Here is a 14,345-nt window from a genome sequence, read left to right as displayed (position 1 = left end):
CAAGGCGCATAGCGCCGTGCCCATCGTTCTTCGTTTGCAAAAAGGACGGTGGGCACGCGTGCGCTTTGCTCACCCTACGAGAGCGGTGCAAGCCTCAATGCTTCCCCAGCCCCATATAGCCGAACAAGAATCCTGCCACCTTCCGCATCTGGATCTCCTCGCTGCCTTCGGTGATGCGGTAGCGGCGGTGGTGGCGGTAGATGTGCTCGAACGGCTTGTGGCGTGAATAGCCCATGCCGCCATGGACCTGCATGGCGCGGTCGGCGGATTCGCAAGCGAGGCGGTTTGCCCAGTAGTTGCACATGGAGACGCGGTCGGAGAGCGTGCGCTCGATCTGCTCCTCGGTGAGCTGATCCATCTCCCAGGCGGTCTTGCGGATCAGAAGGCGCAGCATCTCGGCTTGCGTCGCAAGCTCGACCAGCGGGAACTGGATCGCCTGGTTTTCCGCGAGCGCCCGGCCGAACGGCTTGCGCTCGCGCGCGTATTTCACGCTCTCGTTGATGCAGTAGACGGCGGCGCCGAGCGAGCTCGCGGCCTGGCGGATGCGGTTCTGGTGCACGAAGCACTGTGCCAAAGACAATCCGCGGCCGACCTCGCCGAACAGCGCAACCTCCGGCACGAACACGTCGGTGAAGCTGACGCGGGGATGGTCCGTCGGCATGTTGAAGGTCCACATATATTCCTCGACCTTCACGCCGTGGCTCTTCGCCGGCACCAGGAAGCAGGTGATGCCGCGGGCATCGCCGTCGTTGCCGCTGGTGCGCGCGAACAGCGCGCAGTGCGTGGCGACGTGCATGCCTGTCGTCCACATCTTCTCGCCATTGATGATCCAGCCCTTGACGTTGTCGCGGGTCGCGGGCACCGCGCGCGTCTCCATGTGGGTGGCGTCCGAGCCGTGATGCGGCTCCGTCAATCCAAAGGTGATGCGGTACTTGCCCTTGATCGAGCCGTCGATCATCGCCTTCTGGTCGTCGCGGCCGTAGCGGTCGAGCATGGTGACGACCGGAAAATTGCCGACGATGGAATGCTCGTTCTGGAGATCATTGTGCAGGCCGAGGCCCTTTGCGGCGAAGTGCTCGCGGATCACGGCCATCCAGAGGTTGGAGCCATCCTTGCCGCCATATCGCTTCGGCACAGGGAAGCGCAGATGCCCGGCGGCATCGGCGAGATCCTTGGCTTTGCGCAGCAGCGCTTCCCATTCGTGGCGCGGCAGGCCGCCATTCTCGAAATCGGTGCGCGCCCATTCGCGGCGATGGTCGAAAAAGCGGATGTTGTCATCGGCCTCTTCCAGCGGCTTGATCTCGCGTTCGATGAAACGGTCGAGCTCTCCGAGATAGGCGACGAGATCGGCAGGCAATGAGAAATCCAAGGGTTCTCTCCCGGAATAATTTTGTCGTTTTGCGTTAAGGCGCTAGGCGCGTTCTTGCCTCGCACGATTAAGGTGAGAAGAGCGCATCCAAGTCAAGCAATGCGAGACGTGCCGAAGGCGCAAGGCGCTTTGCGCAATTCGGTGGTGCTCAGGCGCACCTGCACGGTAGTATGGCGCCAACATTCCTTCGAAGGAAAATCCGGGAGCGCGCGATGGAACTGAAATTCTCAAAGGTGGAACGCAAGGGGCCGATCACGATCGTCACGCTGTCGCGACCCGAGGTCTACAACGCGCTGCACACCGATGCGCATTTCGAATTGCAGAAAGTGTTCGACGATTTCTCCGCGGACCCTGCGCAGTGGATTGCGGTCGTCACCGGCGCCGGCGACAAGGCGTTCTGCGCCGGCAATGATCTGAAATGGCAGGCTGCGGGGGGAAAGCGCGGCTGGGACAAGGGCGGCTTCGCCGGCCTCACCTCGCGTTTCGACTGCGACAAGCCGATCATCGCCGCCGTGAACGGCGTCGCCATGGGCGGTGGCTTCGAGATCGCGCTGGCCTGCGACCTCATCATCGCCTCGGAGAACGCGACCTTCGCCTTGCCCGAGCCGCGGGTCGGCCTCGCCGCACTGGCCGGCGGCCTGCACAGGCTGCCGCGTCAGATTGGGCTCAAGCGCGCCATGGGCATGATCCTCACCGCGCGCCATGTCAGTGCCAAGGAAGGTCTTGAGCTTGGCTTCGTCAACGAGGTCGTGCCACAGGGCGAGGCGCTTGCAGCCGCGCTGCGCTGGGCGGAGATGATCAGCAAGAACTCGCCGATGTCGATCCGCGCCTCGAAACAGGCGATCCAGAAGGGCCTCGGCGTCTCGCTGGAGCAGGCGATCGCGGAGCAGCGGGAGTATCCGGCGGTGAAGGCGATGGTGGCCTCGCAGGACTATATCGAGGGCCCGAAAGCGTTCTCGGAGAAGCGGCCGCCGCAATGGGTGGGGAAGTGACCGCGCTTCCGGGTTCGTCGCTACGCGACGTCCCGGAATGACGGCAGAGAGAGTATTGCGCCTTACCCGCCTCGCCCAAGCTCGCGCTTGTACGAGGCGTAGTTCGGTTGATCGACCGCCAGCTTGTCCATCGTGGTGGCCCATAGATGCTCGGCGAGGCCCGGCGTTGTTAGATCGGCCTCACCCTTGGCGATGCGCTCCGCCAGCGCGCGGTTAAGCTCCGTCACCGAGCCGTCGATGCCGAGCAGCCCGCGCAACCGCTCCACCTCCCTCGCATTACTCCCCTCCTCCTGCGTCAGCTGCCGCGTGACGAGATCGAGGATGTTGATGGCGACGCGCAGCTTGAAGGCCTGGTGGCCGGAGATCAGCGGCGTGATGTCGTTGCGGAGGAAATCGGCGACTGCCTTGGTCAGCTCGATCGGGGTCGGCTCGTCCTGCATGTGTCAGCTCCCGCGCGGCGCCAGCAGCCGCAACAGATCGATCTCGGTCTCGCTGGCGCGGCGGCCGATCATGGCGCGCTCCATGGAATGATCCGGCCCTTCGCGGAACCGCTGCATCATGCCGCCGCACATGATGCCCCAGCGCAAGGTGCCCATCACTTCCCAGAATTTGACGCGTTCGGGGTCGACCTTGCGGCCGGCGGCCTCATAGCCTGCGAACAGCTCCTCGCGCGAGCCGAAGCCGCCGACGGGCTTGTCGATCTCGCCGAAGCGCCAGGAGTTGACGCAGACCCAGCCGAGATCCTCCATGGGGTCGCCGAGATGGGCGAGCTCCCAGTCCAGCACCGCGCGCACGCCGTCGGCGCCGATGATGAGATTGCCGTTGCGGAAATCGCCATGCACCAGCGTGGTCTCGGCCGACGGGCCCGGATCGTGGTCGCGCAGCCAGCGCAGCGCCAGCTCGAACACCGGCTTGGGCCAGTTCAGGCTGCGATAGTCGCGATCGAATTCGGAAATCTCTTGCGTCGCGCCGCGGATGCGCAGCTCCGGCAGCTTGTCCCTTGGCAGCCGATGCAGGCCGGCGAGAATGCCGCCGATCTGCCGCGCCAGAATGGGGCGCGCCGCCGCGTACTGCTCATCGCGAAGAATCTTGCGCGCGATGGTCTCGCCCTCGACCCTTTGCATGATGAAACCGGTGCCGAGGTCGTCCTCCGGGACGAGCACATGCATCACGCGTGGCGATGGCACGCCGGCCTCGAAGGCGAGCTGCATCAGCTGCGCTTCAGCGGCGAGGCCCGCCGCGCGCGTCGGTGCCGCGCCATAGCCCTTCGGCGAGCGGCGCAGAATCGCGCCGATCACTCCGTCCGGATGCACGATATCGAAGCGCCAGGTTTCCTGGCTGGCCCCGCCGGAGAGCTTTGCCGCAGAGGTCGCGCCGGTCGCGCCCTTGCACCAGCGCTGAGCGCTGCGGGAGAGTTCGGCCTCAATCATTTGCCTTTGAACTGCGCGGGCCGCTTCTCCAGGAACGCACCGACGCCCTCGCGGAAATCCTGGGTGTCGCCGGCGCGGAGCTGGCACTGGAATTCGAGATTGAGCTGATCCTCGAAGGAGTTTTCGGGGCTGTCCCAATAGAGCTTGCGGATCAGCGACAGCGCCACCGTCGGCCCGCCGGCGAGATCGCGGGCGAGCTTCATCGCCTCCTCCATCAGCACGCCGTCGTCATAGACGCGGTTGACGAGGCCCCATTCCAACGCCTTTTCGGCCGGCAGCCGCTCGCCCATCAGCGACAATTCGATCGAGCGCGCCCGGCCGACGAGGCGCGGCAAGAGCCAGGTCGAGCCGCAATCCGGCACGAGCCCGATGCGGCGGAAAGCCTGCAGGAAATAGGACGAGCGCGCGCACAAGATCATGTCGCCGAGCAGCGCGAAGCTCATGCCGGCACCGGCAGCGGGGCCGTTGACCGCGGTGATGATGGGGCAATGCAGGTTGCGGATGCGGCGCAGGAAGGGATGAAAACCGGTCTCCAGCGTCAGGCCGGCCTTGGTCTTCTTCGACTGGTTGTTGCGCCCTTGCAGATTGGCGCCGGTGCAGAAGGCGCGGCCCGCGCCGGTCAGCACCACGCAGCGCACCTCGTCCTTTTTCTCCTCGATCGTATCGAGCGCCTCGGCAAGGCCACCCAGCATGTCCACGGAGACCGCGTTCATCACCTCCTGATGGTCGAGCCTGAGGATCGCGACCGAGCCATCGAAGTCGAGCGTGACGTGTTTGAACTGCATGGTTTCCTCGTCAGTTGCGCCTGCGTCAGTTTCGCAGACCGGAATTCGTTTTGCCGGGGCGCATATTTGATTTTTGGCGCGGTCTTGTCCATGGTGATCAGAGCATAGCAAGCAATCTTGCGCGCAGCGGCTGATGCGCCGCATGCCAGGATTTCTCGCAAAAAAGGGAAACGCGCCATGAACCTTTTCGACCTCTCCGGCCGCGTCGCCGTGATCACCGGTGGCAATGGCGGCATCGGTCTCGGCATCGCGCAGGCGCTCGCCGGCCAGGGCTGCAACGTCTCGATCTGGGGCCGCAATCCCGACAAGAACAAGGCTGCGGCCGCGAGCATGGCGGGGCTCTCAGGCAAGGTCGACACCCGCGTCGTCGACGTCACCGATGCGGCCTCGGTCAATGCCGCGATGAAGGCGACGCTCGATACTTTTGGCCGGGTCGACGGCTGCTTCGCCAATGCCGGCATCGGCGGCGGCGGCCGGCGCTCCTTCATCGAGCGCACCGAAGAGGAATGGCGCACGATGTTCGCGACCAATCTGGACGGCGTGTTCCACGCCTTCCAGGCTGCGGCCAAGCACATGACCGAGCGCGCCAATGCCGGCGATCCCTTCGGCCGGCTGGTCGCGACCTCGAGCCTCGCCTCGATCTTCGGCACCGCGCGCAACGAGCATTATGCGGCGACCAAGGCTGCGATCAACGCGCTGGTGCGTGCGCTCGGTGTCGAGCTTGCCCGGCACGGCGTCACCGCGAATGCGATCCTGCCCGGCTGGATCAAGAGCGACATGACCGCGGGCCTGATGGGCAACGAGAAGTTCGTCGCCAACGTGATGCCGCGCATTCCGCAGCGCCGCTTCGGCGAAGCGAGCGATTTCGGCGGCATCGCGGTGTATCTGATGAGCAAAGCGTCGTCGTATCACACCGCGGATACCTTCGTGATCGACGGCGGCTATACGGCGTTCTGAGACTTCGTAGGATGGGCAAAGGCGCCTTTGCGCCGTGCCCACCATGAGCTTTTTTCGAATGTCGTGGTGGGCACGCTGCGCTTTGCCTACCCTACGGCTTCTCGTTTTGTCAGCGCAGAAGGGAATGGGCAAATGTTCTCGCACATCATGATCGGCACCAACGATCTCGACAAGGCCAAGACGTTCTACGACAATCTGCTGAGCACGCTCGAGGTTCGGCCGGCCAGGGTCGACGGTCATCGCATCTTTTACATCACCAAGACCGGTGTGTTCTCGGTGTCGAAGCCGATCAACGGCGAGCCGGCGACCTGCGCGAATGGCGGCACGATCGGCTTTGCAGCCAATTCTCCGGAGCAGGTTGATGCATGGCACGCGGCGGGCATCGCGGCTGGCGGGAAGTCGATCGAGGATCCACCCGGCGTGCGTCAGGGCCCGGGCGGCAAGCTGTATCTGGCCTATCTGCGCGACCTCGACGGCAACAAGATCTGCGCGATGCATCGGATGGCGAGCTGATTTAGCCGCAACCACAACCGTCATGCCCCGGCTTGACCGGGCCATCCAGTACGCCGCGACTTCTCGGCCCAATCACTCCGGTCTCTGGAATACTGGATCGCCCGATCAAGTCGGGCGATGACAGCGGAGAGTGAGGCGCAAGCTGAGAACGACAGCTGGACGGAGTTTTCCTCTCCCTCCATTCAAACAACATTTCAAACGCTCTCGCGATATTCCATCGCGTGGCATGGCCCACGCGAGAAAATGCGCGCTCGCACTTTGGCCGCGCTGCGACTATTCTCATCCCCAGAACAATCTCAGCGTCTCCGGGAGGAACAATGACAAAACACACCTACATTCCCCGCACCACCAACTACACCCTCAATCCCGGCGACGAGCTCAACGACTTGCGGATGTCGGACCAGGTCCGGCCGCTCTACGATCACGTCAAGAAGTTCATCCGCGACCCCGTCGAGCCGATGTCGATCGAGTTCGCCAAGGCCGGCGAAGGCAAGGAAGATCGCTGGAGCTTCACGCCGAAGCAGCTCGAGGTGCTGGAGAAGGCCAAGAACAAGGCCAAGCAGGAAGGCCTCTGGAACTTCTTCCTGCCCGATGACGAGACCGGCCAGGGCCTGAAGAACCTCGACTACGCCTATATCGCGGCCGAACTCGGCAAGAGCCCGCTGGCGTCGGAAACCATGAACTGCTCGGCGCCGGACACCGGCAACATGGAGGTGCTGGAGCGCGTCGGCACCAAGGAGCAGAAAGAGAAGTGGCTGAAGCCGCTGCTTAACGGCGAGATCCGCTCGGCCTACGTCATGACGGAGCCGAACGTCGCCTCCTCCGACGCCAAGAATATATCGACGACCGCAAAGCTGGTCGGCGACGAATGGGTCATCAACGGCGAGAAGTACTACATCTCCGGTCTCGGCGATCCCCGCTGCAAAATCCTCATCGTGATGGTGAAGACCAATCCGGACGCGGCGCCGAGCAAGCAGCAGTCGCAGATCCTGGTGCCGCGCGACACGCCCGGCGTCGAGGTGCTGGGGCCCATGTACGTCTTCGGCCAGGACCACGCCCCGCGCGGCCATATGCACATGCGCTTCAACAATGTGCGCGTGCCGAAGGAGAACATGCTGCTCGGCGAAGGCCGCGGCTTCGAGATTTCGCAGCTCCGCCTCGGCCCCGGCCGCATCCATCACTGCATGCGCACCATCGGCAAGGCCGAGAAGGCGCTCGACCTGATGGTGCAGCGCGGCCTCACCCGAGAAGCCTTTGGCAAGAAGATCGCCCATCTCGGCGGCAACATGCAGATCATCGCGCAGGCCCGCTGCGAGATCGAGGCGATGCGGCTGATGGTACTGAAGGCGGCCAAGGCGATGGACGTGCTCGGCAACAAGGAGGCCCGTGTCTGGGTCTCCATGGTCAAGGCCATGGTGCCGGAACGCGCCTGCAAGATCATCGACCAGGCCATCCAGATGCACGGCGCCACCGGCATCTCGCACTGGACCCCGCTCGCCGAGATGTATCAGGACGTCCGCCACCTGCGCTTCGCCGACGGTCCGGACGAGGTGCACTGGATGGTGGTGGGACGGCACGAGCTGAGCATGGCGTGACCTCTCCTCGTCATGCGCGGGCTCGACCCGCGCATCCATCGAAGGGAACATTTCTTCGGGATTGATGGATTTCCGGGGCAAGCCCGGCAATGACGACTTGGCAAGGAGCCACCATGGACTATGCCGCCAGCGAGCTGACGCCACGCGAGCGCTACAAGGTGCTGACCTCCTTCATCCTGCCGCGACCGATCGCGTGGGTGACGACAGTCGGACCGACCGGCGTGGTCAACGCCGCCCCGTTCAGCTTCTTCAACGCCTTTTGCGAGGATCCGCCGCTCTGCATGTTCGCGGCCAACCGCAAACCGAATGGCGAGGACAAGGACACCTATCTCAACATCCAGCGCACCGGTGAGTTCGTGGTCAACCTTGCCGACGAACCGCTGGCGCGGGCCATGCACGAGAGCAGCGGCGATTTTCCGCCTGACATCGGCGAGCCCGACTATCTCGGCCTCAAGCTTGCGCCCTCGACGAAGGTCGCAGTGCCGCGGCTCGCCGACACGCCTTGGGCGATGGAGTGCAAGCTCTGGAAGTTGATCGACGTCAACGACGATCGCCGGCTGATCATGGGCGAAGGCCTCCACTTCCACATCCGCGACGAGCTGTGGGACGACACGGCGATGCGGGTGCATATGGATCGTTATCACCCGATCGGCCGCATGTTCGCCGACCGCTACTGCCGCACCGGTGACCGCGTGGTGTTTCCGGCGGCGGAAGGCGTTAAGAAATCGTAGCAACCATTAAAGCGCCCGATTGCCTTGAGCATGACGCCGCGCTTGCGACCGTCAAGGCGTGGCCTAGCGGCAGCGGGTGCTAGGCGAGAGCAGAGCGACGGCCAGCCTTGACGGCCGCCGCGCGCGGCGTCGTTGTGGCGGCAGGTCGGGACGAAGAAACGGTCGCCTGATCGAACAAAGAAACGCGGTCAGGCGGCGGGCAGCTTGGCGAGTTGAGGCACCTGGGCCACCCAGGGAGTTCCGCGGGCGACGACGGCGTTGATCGTGACGAGCAGCTTTCTGGCGCAGGCGACCAGCGCACATTTATGAGGTTTGCCGGCGGCGATCAGCCGACCATAGAGAGCCTTGATCTGCGGGTTCCAGCGGGATGATGCCGGAAGAGCCGCGTTGTAGAGCGCCCAACGCAAGCGCTCACGGCCACCTTCGATGTGACGGGCACCGGAGCGTTTGCCACTATCGTCGTCGTAAGGTGCCAGTCCACTGAGAGCTGAGGCTCGTTCGCGCGTGATGTTGCCGATCTCGGGCATTCTGATCAGGACGGCAGCCGCAGTCGGCAGGCCGCAGCCGGCGACGCTGTAGATCAGATCGAGCCGTGCGGCGAGATCGGAGTGGGTGCGGATCGCCGCCAGAAGCGCCTTGAACTCGGCTCGTTTGGACTTGGCTAGGAGCGCGATCTGCACCTTCCAAACCCCTTGAATCCGCTTGTCGCGGCAACTCTCAAGCCGGTTCTTCAGTCTTGCGATGTCTTCTGTGATCTGGTCGATCATGGTCAGATGCTCGGCAAAGGGCTGCAGCCGCGGATCTGGTGCAGGATGGATCGTCTTGACCGCGGCAGTGCACATCGCAATCAGCGCCGCGTCGATCTTGTCGTTCTTGGCCAGCAGCAGATGAAACGTGCCATAGGCGCGGACCTGCTTTGGCTGAAACAAGATGACGACGAACCGCTTGCGCCGCAGCTCGGCGACGACCGCCTGCTCGTAGCCTCCACTTGCCTCGATCCCGACTCTCTTCACCTTGCGGCACTTCAACCACTCCACCAGCGCCTGGTGGCCTCTTGCCGTGTTATCGACCCGCAACTGCTCGGTGGCGCCATCGACTGCCACGTCGAGCTTCTCTTTGCCGGTATCGATCCCGGCACAGATCGTGATACGCTTGGCCACCTTCCTCGACCCTCCCTTGTTATGCGAACCTGAAGTTCGTTCAACCATGCGGGTCCCGATGAAGTGCCGACCGCGATCTTGCTACGAAACGCAGCCCTAAAGGCTTCGGTGGGCATCGATCCGATCGATCGGCGGCCCAGCTTGGGCGGCCACCCAGGCTGGGCCATTCCTCACGGAACATGACCATCCTAACCCGGCGCGCTAATACAAGGGTGGGCAAAGGCGCGCAGCGCCGTGCCCACGTCTTTCTTGCGCATCAAGCCGATTGGTGGGCGCGCTTCGCTTTGCCCACCCTGCGAGACTGAGATCGCAGTGAGACCTGTACCTGCTCATCCGAATTCGATCTGCGATCGCATTCGACCTCTCCCCGCAAGCAGTAGGACAATCGCATATGACTCTTTGCGCGAGCTGAGCGCGCGCCTCGTCCTTCGAGACGACCGCTTCGCGGTCTCCTCAGGATGAGGCTAAGTGGCATCGGACCCCGTTGAAACCAGCGAAACGCACTCGGTCCTCATCCTGAGGGCCCGCCAACGGCGGGCGTCTCGAAGGATGGCCACAGGCGATATCACTCCCATATGCGATTGCCCTGCCGCAAGCGGGGAGAAGTGAAGAAAGCGCCCTACGCCGCAGGCGCGACCTTGTCCTGGGTCTTCGTTTCGAAATCACTCGCGTCGTGACGCTCGTGGAGCTGGCTGGCGGGATCGCCGGAGATGCGGTTGACCATGCGGCCGCGCTTCACGGCGGGGCGCTGCGCGATCTGGTCGGTCCAGCGCTGCACGTTCTTGTAGTCCTGCACCGAGAGGAATTCGCCGGCGCCGTAGACCAGCCCCTTGGCGAGCGCGCCGTACCAGGGCCACACCGCCATGTCGGCGATCGTATATTCCTTGCCCGCAAGATACTCGTTGTCGGCAAGGCGCCGGTCGAGCACATCGAGCTGGCGCTTGGTCTCCATCGCGAAGCGGTCGATGGCGTATTCGATCTTGAACGGCGCGTAGGCGTAGAAGTGGCCGAAGCCGCCGCCAAGATAGGGGGCGCTGCCCATCTGCCAGAACAGCCAGGACATCGCCTCGGTGCGGGTCTTGATGTCCTTCGGTAGGAAGGCGCCGAACTTCTCGGCGAGGTAGAACAGGATCGAGCCGGATTCGAACACCCGGATCGGCTCAGGTCCGGAGCGGTCCATCAGCGCCGGGATTTTCGAGTTCGGGTTGATGTCGACGAAGCCGCTGCCGAACTGGTCGCCGTTACCGATCTTGATCAGCCAAGCGTCATATTCCGCCCCCTTGTGACCGAGCGCCAGAAGCTCCTCCAGCATCACCGTGACCTTCACCCCGTTCGGCGTCGCCAGCGAATAGAGCTGAAGCGGATGCTTGCCGACCGGGAGCTCCTTGTCGTGGGTGGGGCCGGCAATCGGCCGGTTGATACTGGCGAACTGCCCGCCATTCTCCTTGTTCCAGGTCCAGACTTTCGGCGGCACGTAGGCGGGGGTGTCGGTCATGCGGGGGCTCCGGGAGAAAGATGCGCCTGCATTAATTAGACCCGGGATGGCCGATGACAAGGGCGGCGAATGCATTTCCGGGCGGGGCAGCTCGCCGTTTCGTCATGGCGGCCCCCTCGACCGGCGTCCGGAGGGCGAGCCCCGAATCGATCGGGCCGCAGCAATGCTCGGCAAAATGGATCCGGGTTCTCGCTGACGCGAGCCCCAGAATGACGGCGTCACCCTAGGACGCCGCCGCCATCCCCTGCTCCGCCGGCTCCATCGCAAACCCCTCATACCCCTTCGCCGCGACCTCGTCGCAGATCCGGCGGTAGACGCCGACGCCGCCGATATAGGGCATGAAGATGCGCGGCTTGCCGGGGATGTTGGCGCCCATGTACCAGGAATTGGCCTGCGGATAGAGCGTGCCGTGGGCGACTTCGTTGACATGGGCGACCCATTTGTCCTCGGCCTCCCTGCCCGCTTCCATGGTCGCAAGGCCCTGCTTGCGCATGTGGACGAGGCAATCGGCGATCCAGTCCACATGCTGCTCGATCGACACGATCATGTTGGACAGCACCGACGGGCTACCCGGACCAGTGATGATGAAGAGGTTCGGAAAGCCGGCGCTCATCAGGCCGAGATAGGTCTTCGGCCCCTCCGCCCATTTCCGGTTCAGCGTCTGCCCATTGCGGCCGGCAATATCGATCTTCGCGACCGATCCGGTCATGGCGTCGAAGCCGGTCGCCAGCACCAGCGCGTCGACCTCGTGGTCCTTCCCCGCAACGCGCACGGCGTTCGCGGTGATCTCTTGAATCGGATTGGCTTTGATGTCGACCAGCGAGACATTCGGCCGGTTGAAGGTCGCGAAATAATCGGTGTCGATGCAGATGCGCTTGGTGCCGATCGGATGGCTGCTCGGCTGGAGCAGCTTTGCGGTCTCGGGGTCCTTCACGATCTCGGCGATCTTGCCGCGCACGAAGTCTGCAGCGGTGTCGTTGGCCGTGCGGTCGAGGCCGAGGTTGTTGTAGGCGTACATGAAGGTGAGCCCGCCGCGCGCCCAGCGCTTCTCGTATTTGTCACGCCTGACATCGTCTGTGTCCTCGAGCGCGCCACGATCCGGCTGCTCGGCGTAGATGCCGTTGCGCGCGACCTCGCGGGCGAAGCGGCGGATCTCCGGGTACTTCCTGCGGAACGCATCGCGCTCCTCGTCGCTCAACGCGGCATTGCGCGCGGGAATCGAGAAGTTTGCTGTGCGCTGAAACACCGTGAGATGTTTCGCCTGCTCGGCGATGATCGGTGCCGACTGGATGCCTGACGATCCCGTACCGATCAGGCCGACGCGCAAGCCCGTGAAGTCGACCTCTTCGTGCGGCCAGCTGCCGGTGTGATAGACAGGACCCTCGAAGCTTTCGAGGCCCTTGATGCCGGGCTTGCGCGCATTCGACAGACATCCCGTTGCGAGCACGACGAACTGCGCTTGGACGGTGTCGCCGCCGGAGACCGTCACGCGCCAGCGCTTCGCACGCTCGTCGAACATTGCGCGCTCCACGCGGGTGTCGAACTGGATGTCGCGGCGCAGATCAAAGCGATCGGCGACGTGGTTGGCGTATTTCAAGATCTCTGCTTGCGGCGCGTAGCGCTCGCTCCAGTCCCATTCCTGCTGGAGCTCCTCCGAGAACGAATAGGAATATTGCATGCTCTCGACGTCGCAGCGCGCACCGGGATAGCGATTCCAGTACCAGGTGCCGCCGACACCGCCGCCCTGCTCGTAGACGCGCGCCGAGAAGCCCAGCCCACGCAGGCGATGCAGCATGTACATGCCGGCAAAGCCTGCGCCGACGACGACCACATCGTAGGCTTCCTCGACCTGAGCCGGACTTGGCTGCACTGGCGACATTGGTTGGCGCTCCCTGATTGTTTTCTGTTGTTGTCGGCCAGCATTCTCTCGACCTTGCCAAAGCGCAAGAGGTAAATCGGCGGGCTCTGATCTGCATATTTTGTGAAGCGGAATGGCCCGTGCGCCGCGCGGCGCCTGCACGCAAGATGCACCGCCGAATCCGGCGTGGCATCGACTGCAATGATGGGCTAGCGTCGAGGCGCCTTCGCAGGCAAGACAACAACAGCGACGCGAAGGTTGCCGCCGGGAGAGAGCCATGAAATCGCCGATCTGCGACATGCTGGGAATCGAGTTCCCGCTGCTAGCCTTCAGCCATTGCCGCGATGTCGTCGCTGCCGTCAGCCGCGCCGGCGGCTTCGGTGTGCTGGGTGCCACCGTGCACACGCCCGACACGCTCGAGCGCGAGCTGAAATGGATCGACGATCACGTCGACGGCAAACCCTACGGCATCGACGTGCTGATCCCCGAGAACATCTCGACGGCAGGCGAGAAAGACGTCACCTGGAAGAGCTTAGAGGCGCGCGTGCCGCGGGAGCACCGCACCTATACGCGTGACCTTCTAAAGAAGTACGACATCGAGCTGAAGACCACCGAGGTCGCAGCTGATCAACCCCAGCCGTTCGACGGAAAAACAGCGTTGGAGCTGCTTGAAGTCTCGTTCAATCATCCGATCCGGCTGATCGCCAATGCGCTGGGCGTGCCGCCGAAGGCGATGATCGAGATGGGCAAGAAGCACGGCGTGCCGGTCGCCGCCCTGGTCGGCGCCAAGGAGCACGCCCTGCGCCAGATCGCCGCCGGCGTCGACATCCTCGTGGTGCAGGGCACCGAGGCCGGCGGCCATTGCGGCGAGGTCTCGACCATGGTGCTGGTGCCGGAGGTGATCAAGGCGATCAAGAAGATCCGCGACGTGCCGGTGCTGGCGGCCGGCGGCATCATGACGGGTCGGCAGATGGCGGCCTGCATGGCGATGGGCGCGGCCGGCGCCTGGACCGGCTCGGTGTGGCTTGCGACGGTGGAAGCCGAGACCACGGAGATCTTTCGCGAGAAGATGATCGCGGCGTCCTCGCGCGACGCGGTGCGCTCGAAGGGCCGCACCGGCAAGCCGGCGCGGCAGCTCCGCTCGGTCTGGACCGACGCCTGGGACCGCGCGCCGGAAAGCCCCGGCGCACTGCCGATGCCGCTGCAGAGCATCATCAGCCGTGACGCCTTCAACGCGATCGACCGTGCCGCCGCGAGCGGCAACGCCAAGGCGCGCGATCTCGTCAGCTATTTCGTCGGCCAGGGCGTCGGCCTGATCGACAGCGTGAAGTCGGCGGGCGCGGTGGTGCAGGAATTCAAGGAAGATTTTGCCGAAGCCGTCGAGCACATGAATGCGCTGGTGGCGGAATAATTGCTCGTGGCCCATCCTTCGAGGCTCTTCAAGCGGCGCGATCGCCGCT

Annotated in this window: 13 protein-coding genes; 6 read left to right on the top strand and 7 right to left on the bottom strand. The window is 64.0% G+C overall.

The window, feature by feature from the left end:
- Positions 1-94: 94 nt before the first annotated feature.
- On the bottom strand, positions 95-1,369 hold the full coding sequence (locus X268_RS08635; RefSeq protein ID WP_128924539.1) for an acyl-CoA dehydrogenase family protein: 1,275 nt from the start codon (positions 1,367-1,369) through the stop codon (positions 95-97).
- Between the two features lie 212 nt (positions 1,370-1,581).
- On the opposite strand from X268_RS08635, the gene X268_RS08630 reads away from it, so the two are divergent.
- Complete coding sequence (locus tag X268_RS08630; RefSeq protein ID WP_128924538.1) at positions 1,582-2,361, top strand: enoyl-CoA hydratase-related protein; 780 nt, start codon at positions 1,582-1,584, stop codon at positions 2,359-2,361.
- A 62-nt stretch (positions 2,362-2,423) separates the two neighbouring features.
- On the opposite strand, the gene X268_RS08625 is transcribed toward X268_RS08630, so the two are convergent.
- The 3 genes from X268_RS08625 to X268_RS08615 are packed head-to-tail and all read right to left on the bottom strand — an operon-like array spanning position 2,424 to position 4,576.
- On the bottom strand, positions 2,424-2,801 hold the full coding sequence (locus X268_RS08625; protein WP_128924537.1) for a DUF6285 domain-containing protein: 378 nt from the start codon (positions 2,799-2,801) through the stop codon (positions 2,424-2,426).
- A 3-nt stretch (positions 2,802-2,804) separates the two neighbouring features.
- Positions 2,805-3,791: a phosphotransferase family protein gene (locus X268_RS08620; protein WP_128924536.1), complete on the bottom strand. Its 987-nt coding sequence runs from the start codon at positions 3,789-3,791 to the stop codon at positions 2,805-2,807.
- Complete coding sequence (locus X268_RS08615) at positions 3,788-4,576, bottom strand: enoyl-CoA hydratase/isomerase (protein ID WP_128924535.1); 789 nt, start codon at positions 4,574-4,576, stop codon at positions 3,788-3,790. Before X268_RS08615 ends, X268_RS08620 begins: the two co-directional genes overlap by 4 nt.
- Positions 4,577-4,753: 177 nt before the next feature.
- Between X268_RS08615 and X268_RS08610 the strand changes: the two genes are divergently transcribed.
- The 4 genes from X268_RS08610 (at position 4,754) to X268_RS08595 (ending at position 8,372) form a co-directional block, all read left to right on the top strand.
- Positions 4,754-5,533: an SDR family NAD(P)-dependent oxidoreductase gene (locus tag X268_RS08610; protein ID WP_128924534.1), complete on the top strand. Its 780-nt coding sequence runs from the start codon at positions 4,754-4,756 to the stop codon at positions 5,531-5,533.
- A 132-nt stretch (positions 5,534-5,665) separates the two neighbouring features.
- Complete coding sequence (locus X268_RS08605; protein ID WP_128929193.1) at positions 5,666-6,046, top strand: VOC family protein; 381 nt, start codon at positions 5,666-5,668, stop codon at positions 6,044-6,046.
- Positions 6,047-6,363: 317 nt separating this feature from the next.
- Complete coding sequence (locus X268_RS08600) at positions 6,364-7,641, top strand: acyl-CoA dehydrogenase family protein (RefSeq protein ID WP_128924533.1); 1,278 nt, start codon at positions 6,364-6,366, stop codon at positions 7,639-7,641.
- A 113-nt stretch (positions 7,642-7,754) separates the two neighbouring features.
- Complete coding sequence (locus tag X268_RS08595) at positions 7,755-8,372, top strand: flavin reductase family protein (protein ID WP_128924532.1); 618 nt, start codon at positions 7,755-7,757, stop codon at positions 8,370-8,372.
- A gap of 188 nt (positions 8,373-8,560) precedes the next feature.
- Here X268_RS08595 and X268_RS08590 read toward each other — a convergent pair whose 3' ends face one another.
- The 3 genes from X268_RS08590 to X268_RS08580 all read right to left on the bottom strand — a co-directional run bounded on the left by X268_RS08590 (position 8,561) and on the right by X268_RS08580 (position 12,906).
- Complete coding sequence (locus tag X268_RS08590; protein WP_128923258.1) at positions 8,561-9,532, bottom strand: IS110 family RNA-guided transposase; 972 nt, start codon at positions 9,530-9,532, stop codon at positions 8,561-8,563.
- Positions 9,533-10,151: 619 nt separating this feature from the next.
- Entirely contained in the window at positions 10,152-11,027 is an 876-nt protein-coding gene (yghU, locus tag X268_RS08585) for a glutathione-dependent disulfide-bond oxidoreductase (protein ID WP_128924531.1), read from the bottom strand.
- 223 nt (positions 11,028-11,250) lie between these two features.
- Positions 11,251-12,906: a flavin-containing monooxygenase gene (locus X268_RS08580; RefSeq protein ID WP_128924530.1), complete on the bottom strand. Its 1,656-nt coding sequence runs from the start codon at positions 12,904-12,906 to the stop codon at positions 11,251-11,253.
- Positions 12,907-13,162: 256 nt separating this feature from the next.
- Here X268_RS08580 and X268_RS08575 point away from each other — a divergent pair, with 256 nt between their 5' ends.
- The gene (locus X268_RS08575; RefSeq protein ID WP_128924529.1) at positions 13,163-14,296 is read left to right on the top strand and encodes a nitronate monooxygenase; all 1,134 of its coding nucleotides are present in this window, start codon (positions 13,163-13,165) and stop codon (positions 14,294-14,296) included.
- Positions 14,297-14,345 lie beyond the last annotated feature (49 nt).

It is taken from the genome of Bradyrhizobium guangxiense, assembly GCF_004114915.1.
GTDB classification, from domain to species: Bacteria; Pseudomonadota; Alphaproteobacteria; order Rhizobiales; family Xanthobacteraceae; genus Bradyrhizobium; species Bradyrhizobium guangxiense.
Note: the sequence above shows the minus strand (reverse complement) of the source record. Positions and strands in the feature narration are given on the sequence as shown.

Coding starts and splice junctions, on each gene's coding strand:
- X268_RS08630 (WP_128924538.1), top strand. CDS start 1,582: ATGGAACTGAAATTCTCAAAGGTGGAACGCAAGGGGCCGATCACGATC.
- X268_RS08625 (WP_128924537.1), bottom strand. CDS start 2,801: ATGCAGGACGAGCCGACCCCGATCGAGCTGACCAAGGCAGTCGCCGAT.
- X268_RS08620 (WP_128924536.1), bottom strand. CDS start 3,791: ATGATTGAGGCCGAACTCTCCCGCAGCGCTCAGCGCTGGTGCAAGGGC.
- X268_RS08615 (WP_128924535.1), bottom strand. CDS start 4,576: ATGCAGTTCAAACACGTCACGCTCGACTTCGATGGCTCGGTCGCGATC.
- X268_RS08610 (WP_128924534.1), top strand. CDS start 4,754: ATGAACCTTTTCGACCTCTCCGGCCGCGTCGCCGTGATCACCGGTGGC.
- X268_RS08605 (WP_128929193.1), top strand. CDS start 5,666: ATGTTCTCGCACATCATGATCGGCACCAACGATCTCGACAAGGCCAAG.
- X268_RS08600 (WP_128924533.1), top strand. CDS start 6,364: ATGACAAAACACACCTACATTCCCCGCACCACCAACTACACCCTCAAT.
- X268_RS08595 (WP_128924532.1), top strand. CDS start 7,755: ATGGACTATGCCGCCAGCGAGCTGACGCCACGCGAGCGCTACAAGGTG.
- yghU (WP_128924531.1), bottom strand. CDS start 11,027: ATGACCGACACCCCCGCCTACGTGCCGCCGAAAGTCTGGACCTGGAAC.
- X268_RS08580 (WP_128924530.1), bottom strand. CDS start 12,906: ATGTCGCCAGTGCAGCCAAGTCCGGCTCAGGTCGAGGAAGCCTACGAT.
- X268_RS08575 (WP_128924529.1), top strand. CDS start 13,163: ATGAAATCGCCGATCTGCGACATGCTGGGAATCGAGTTCCCGCTGCTA.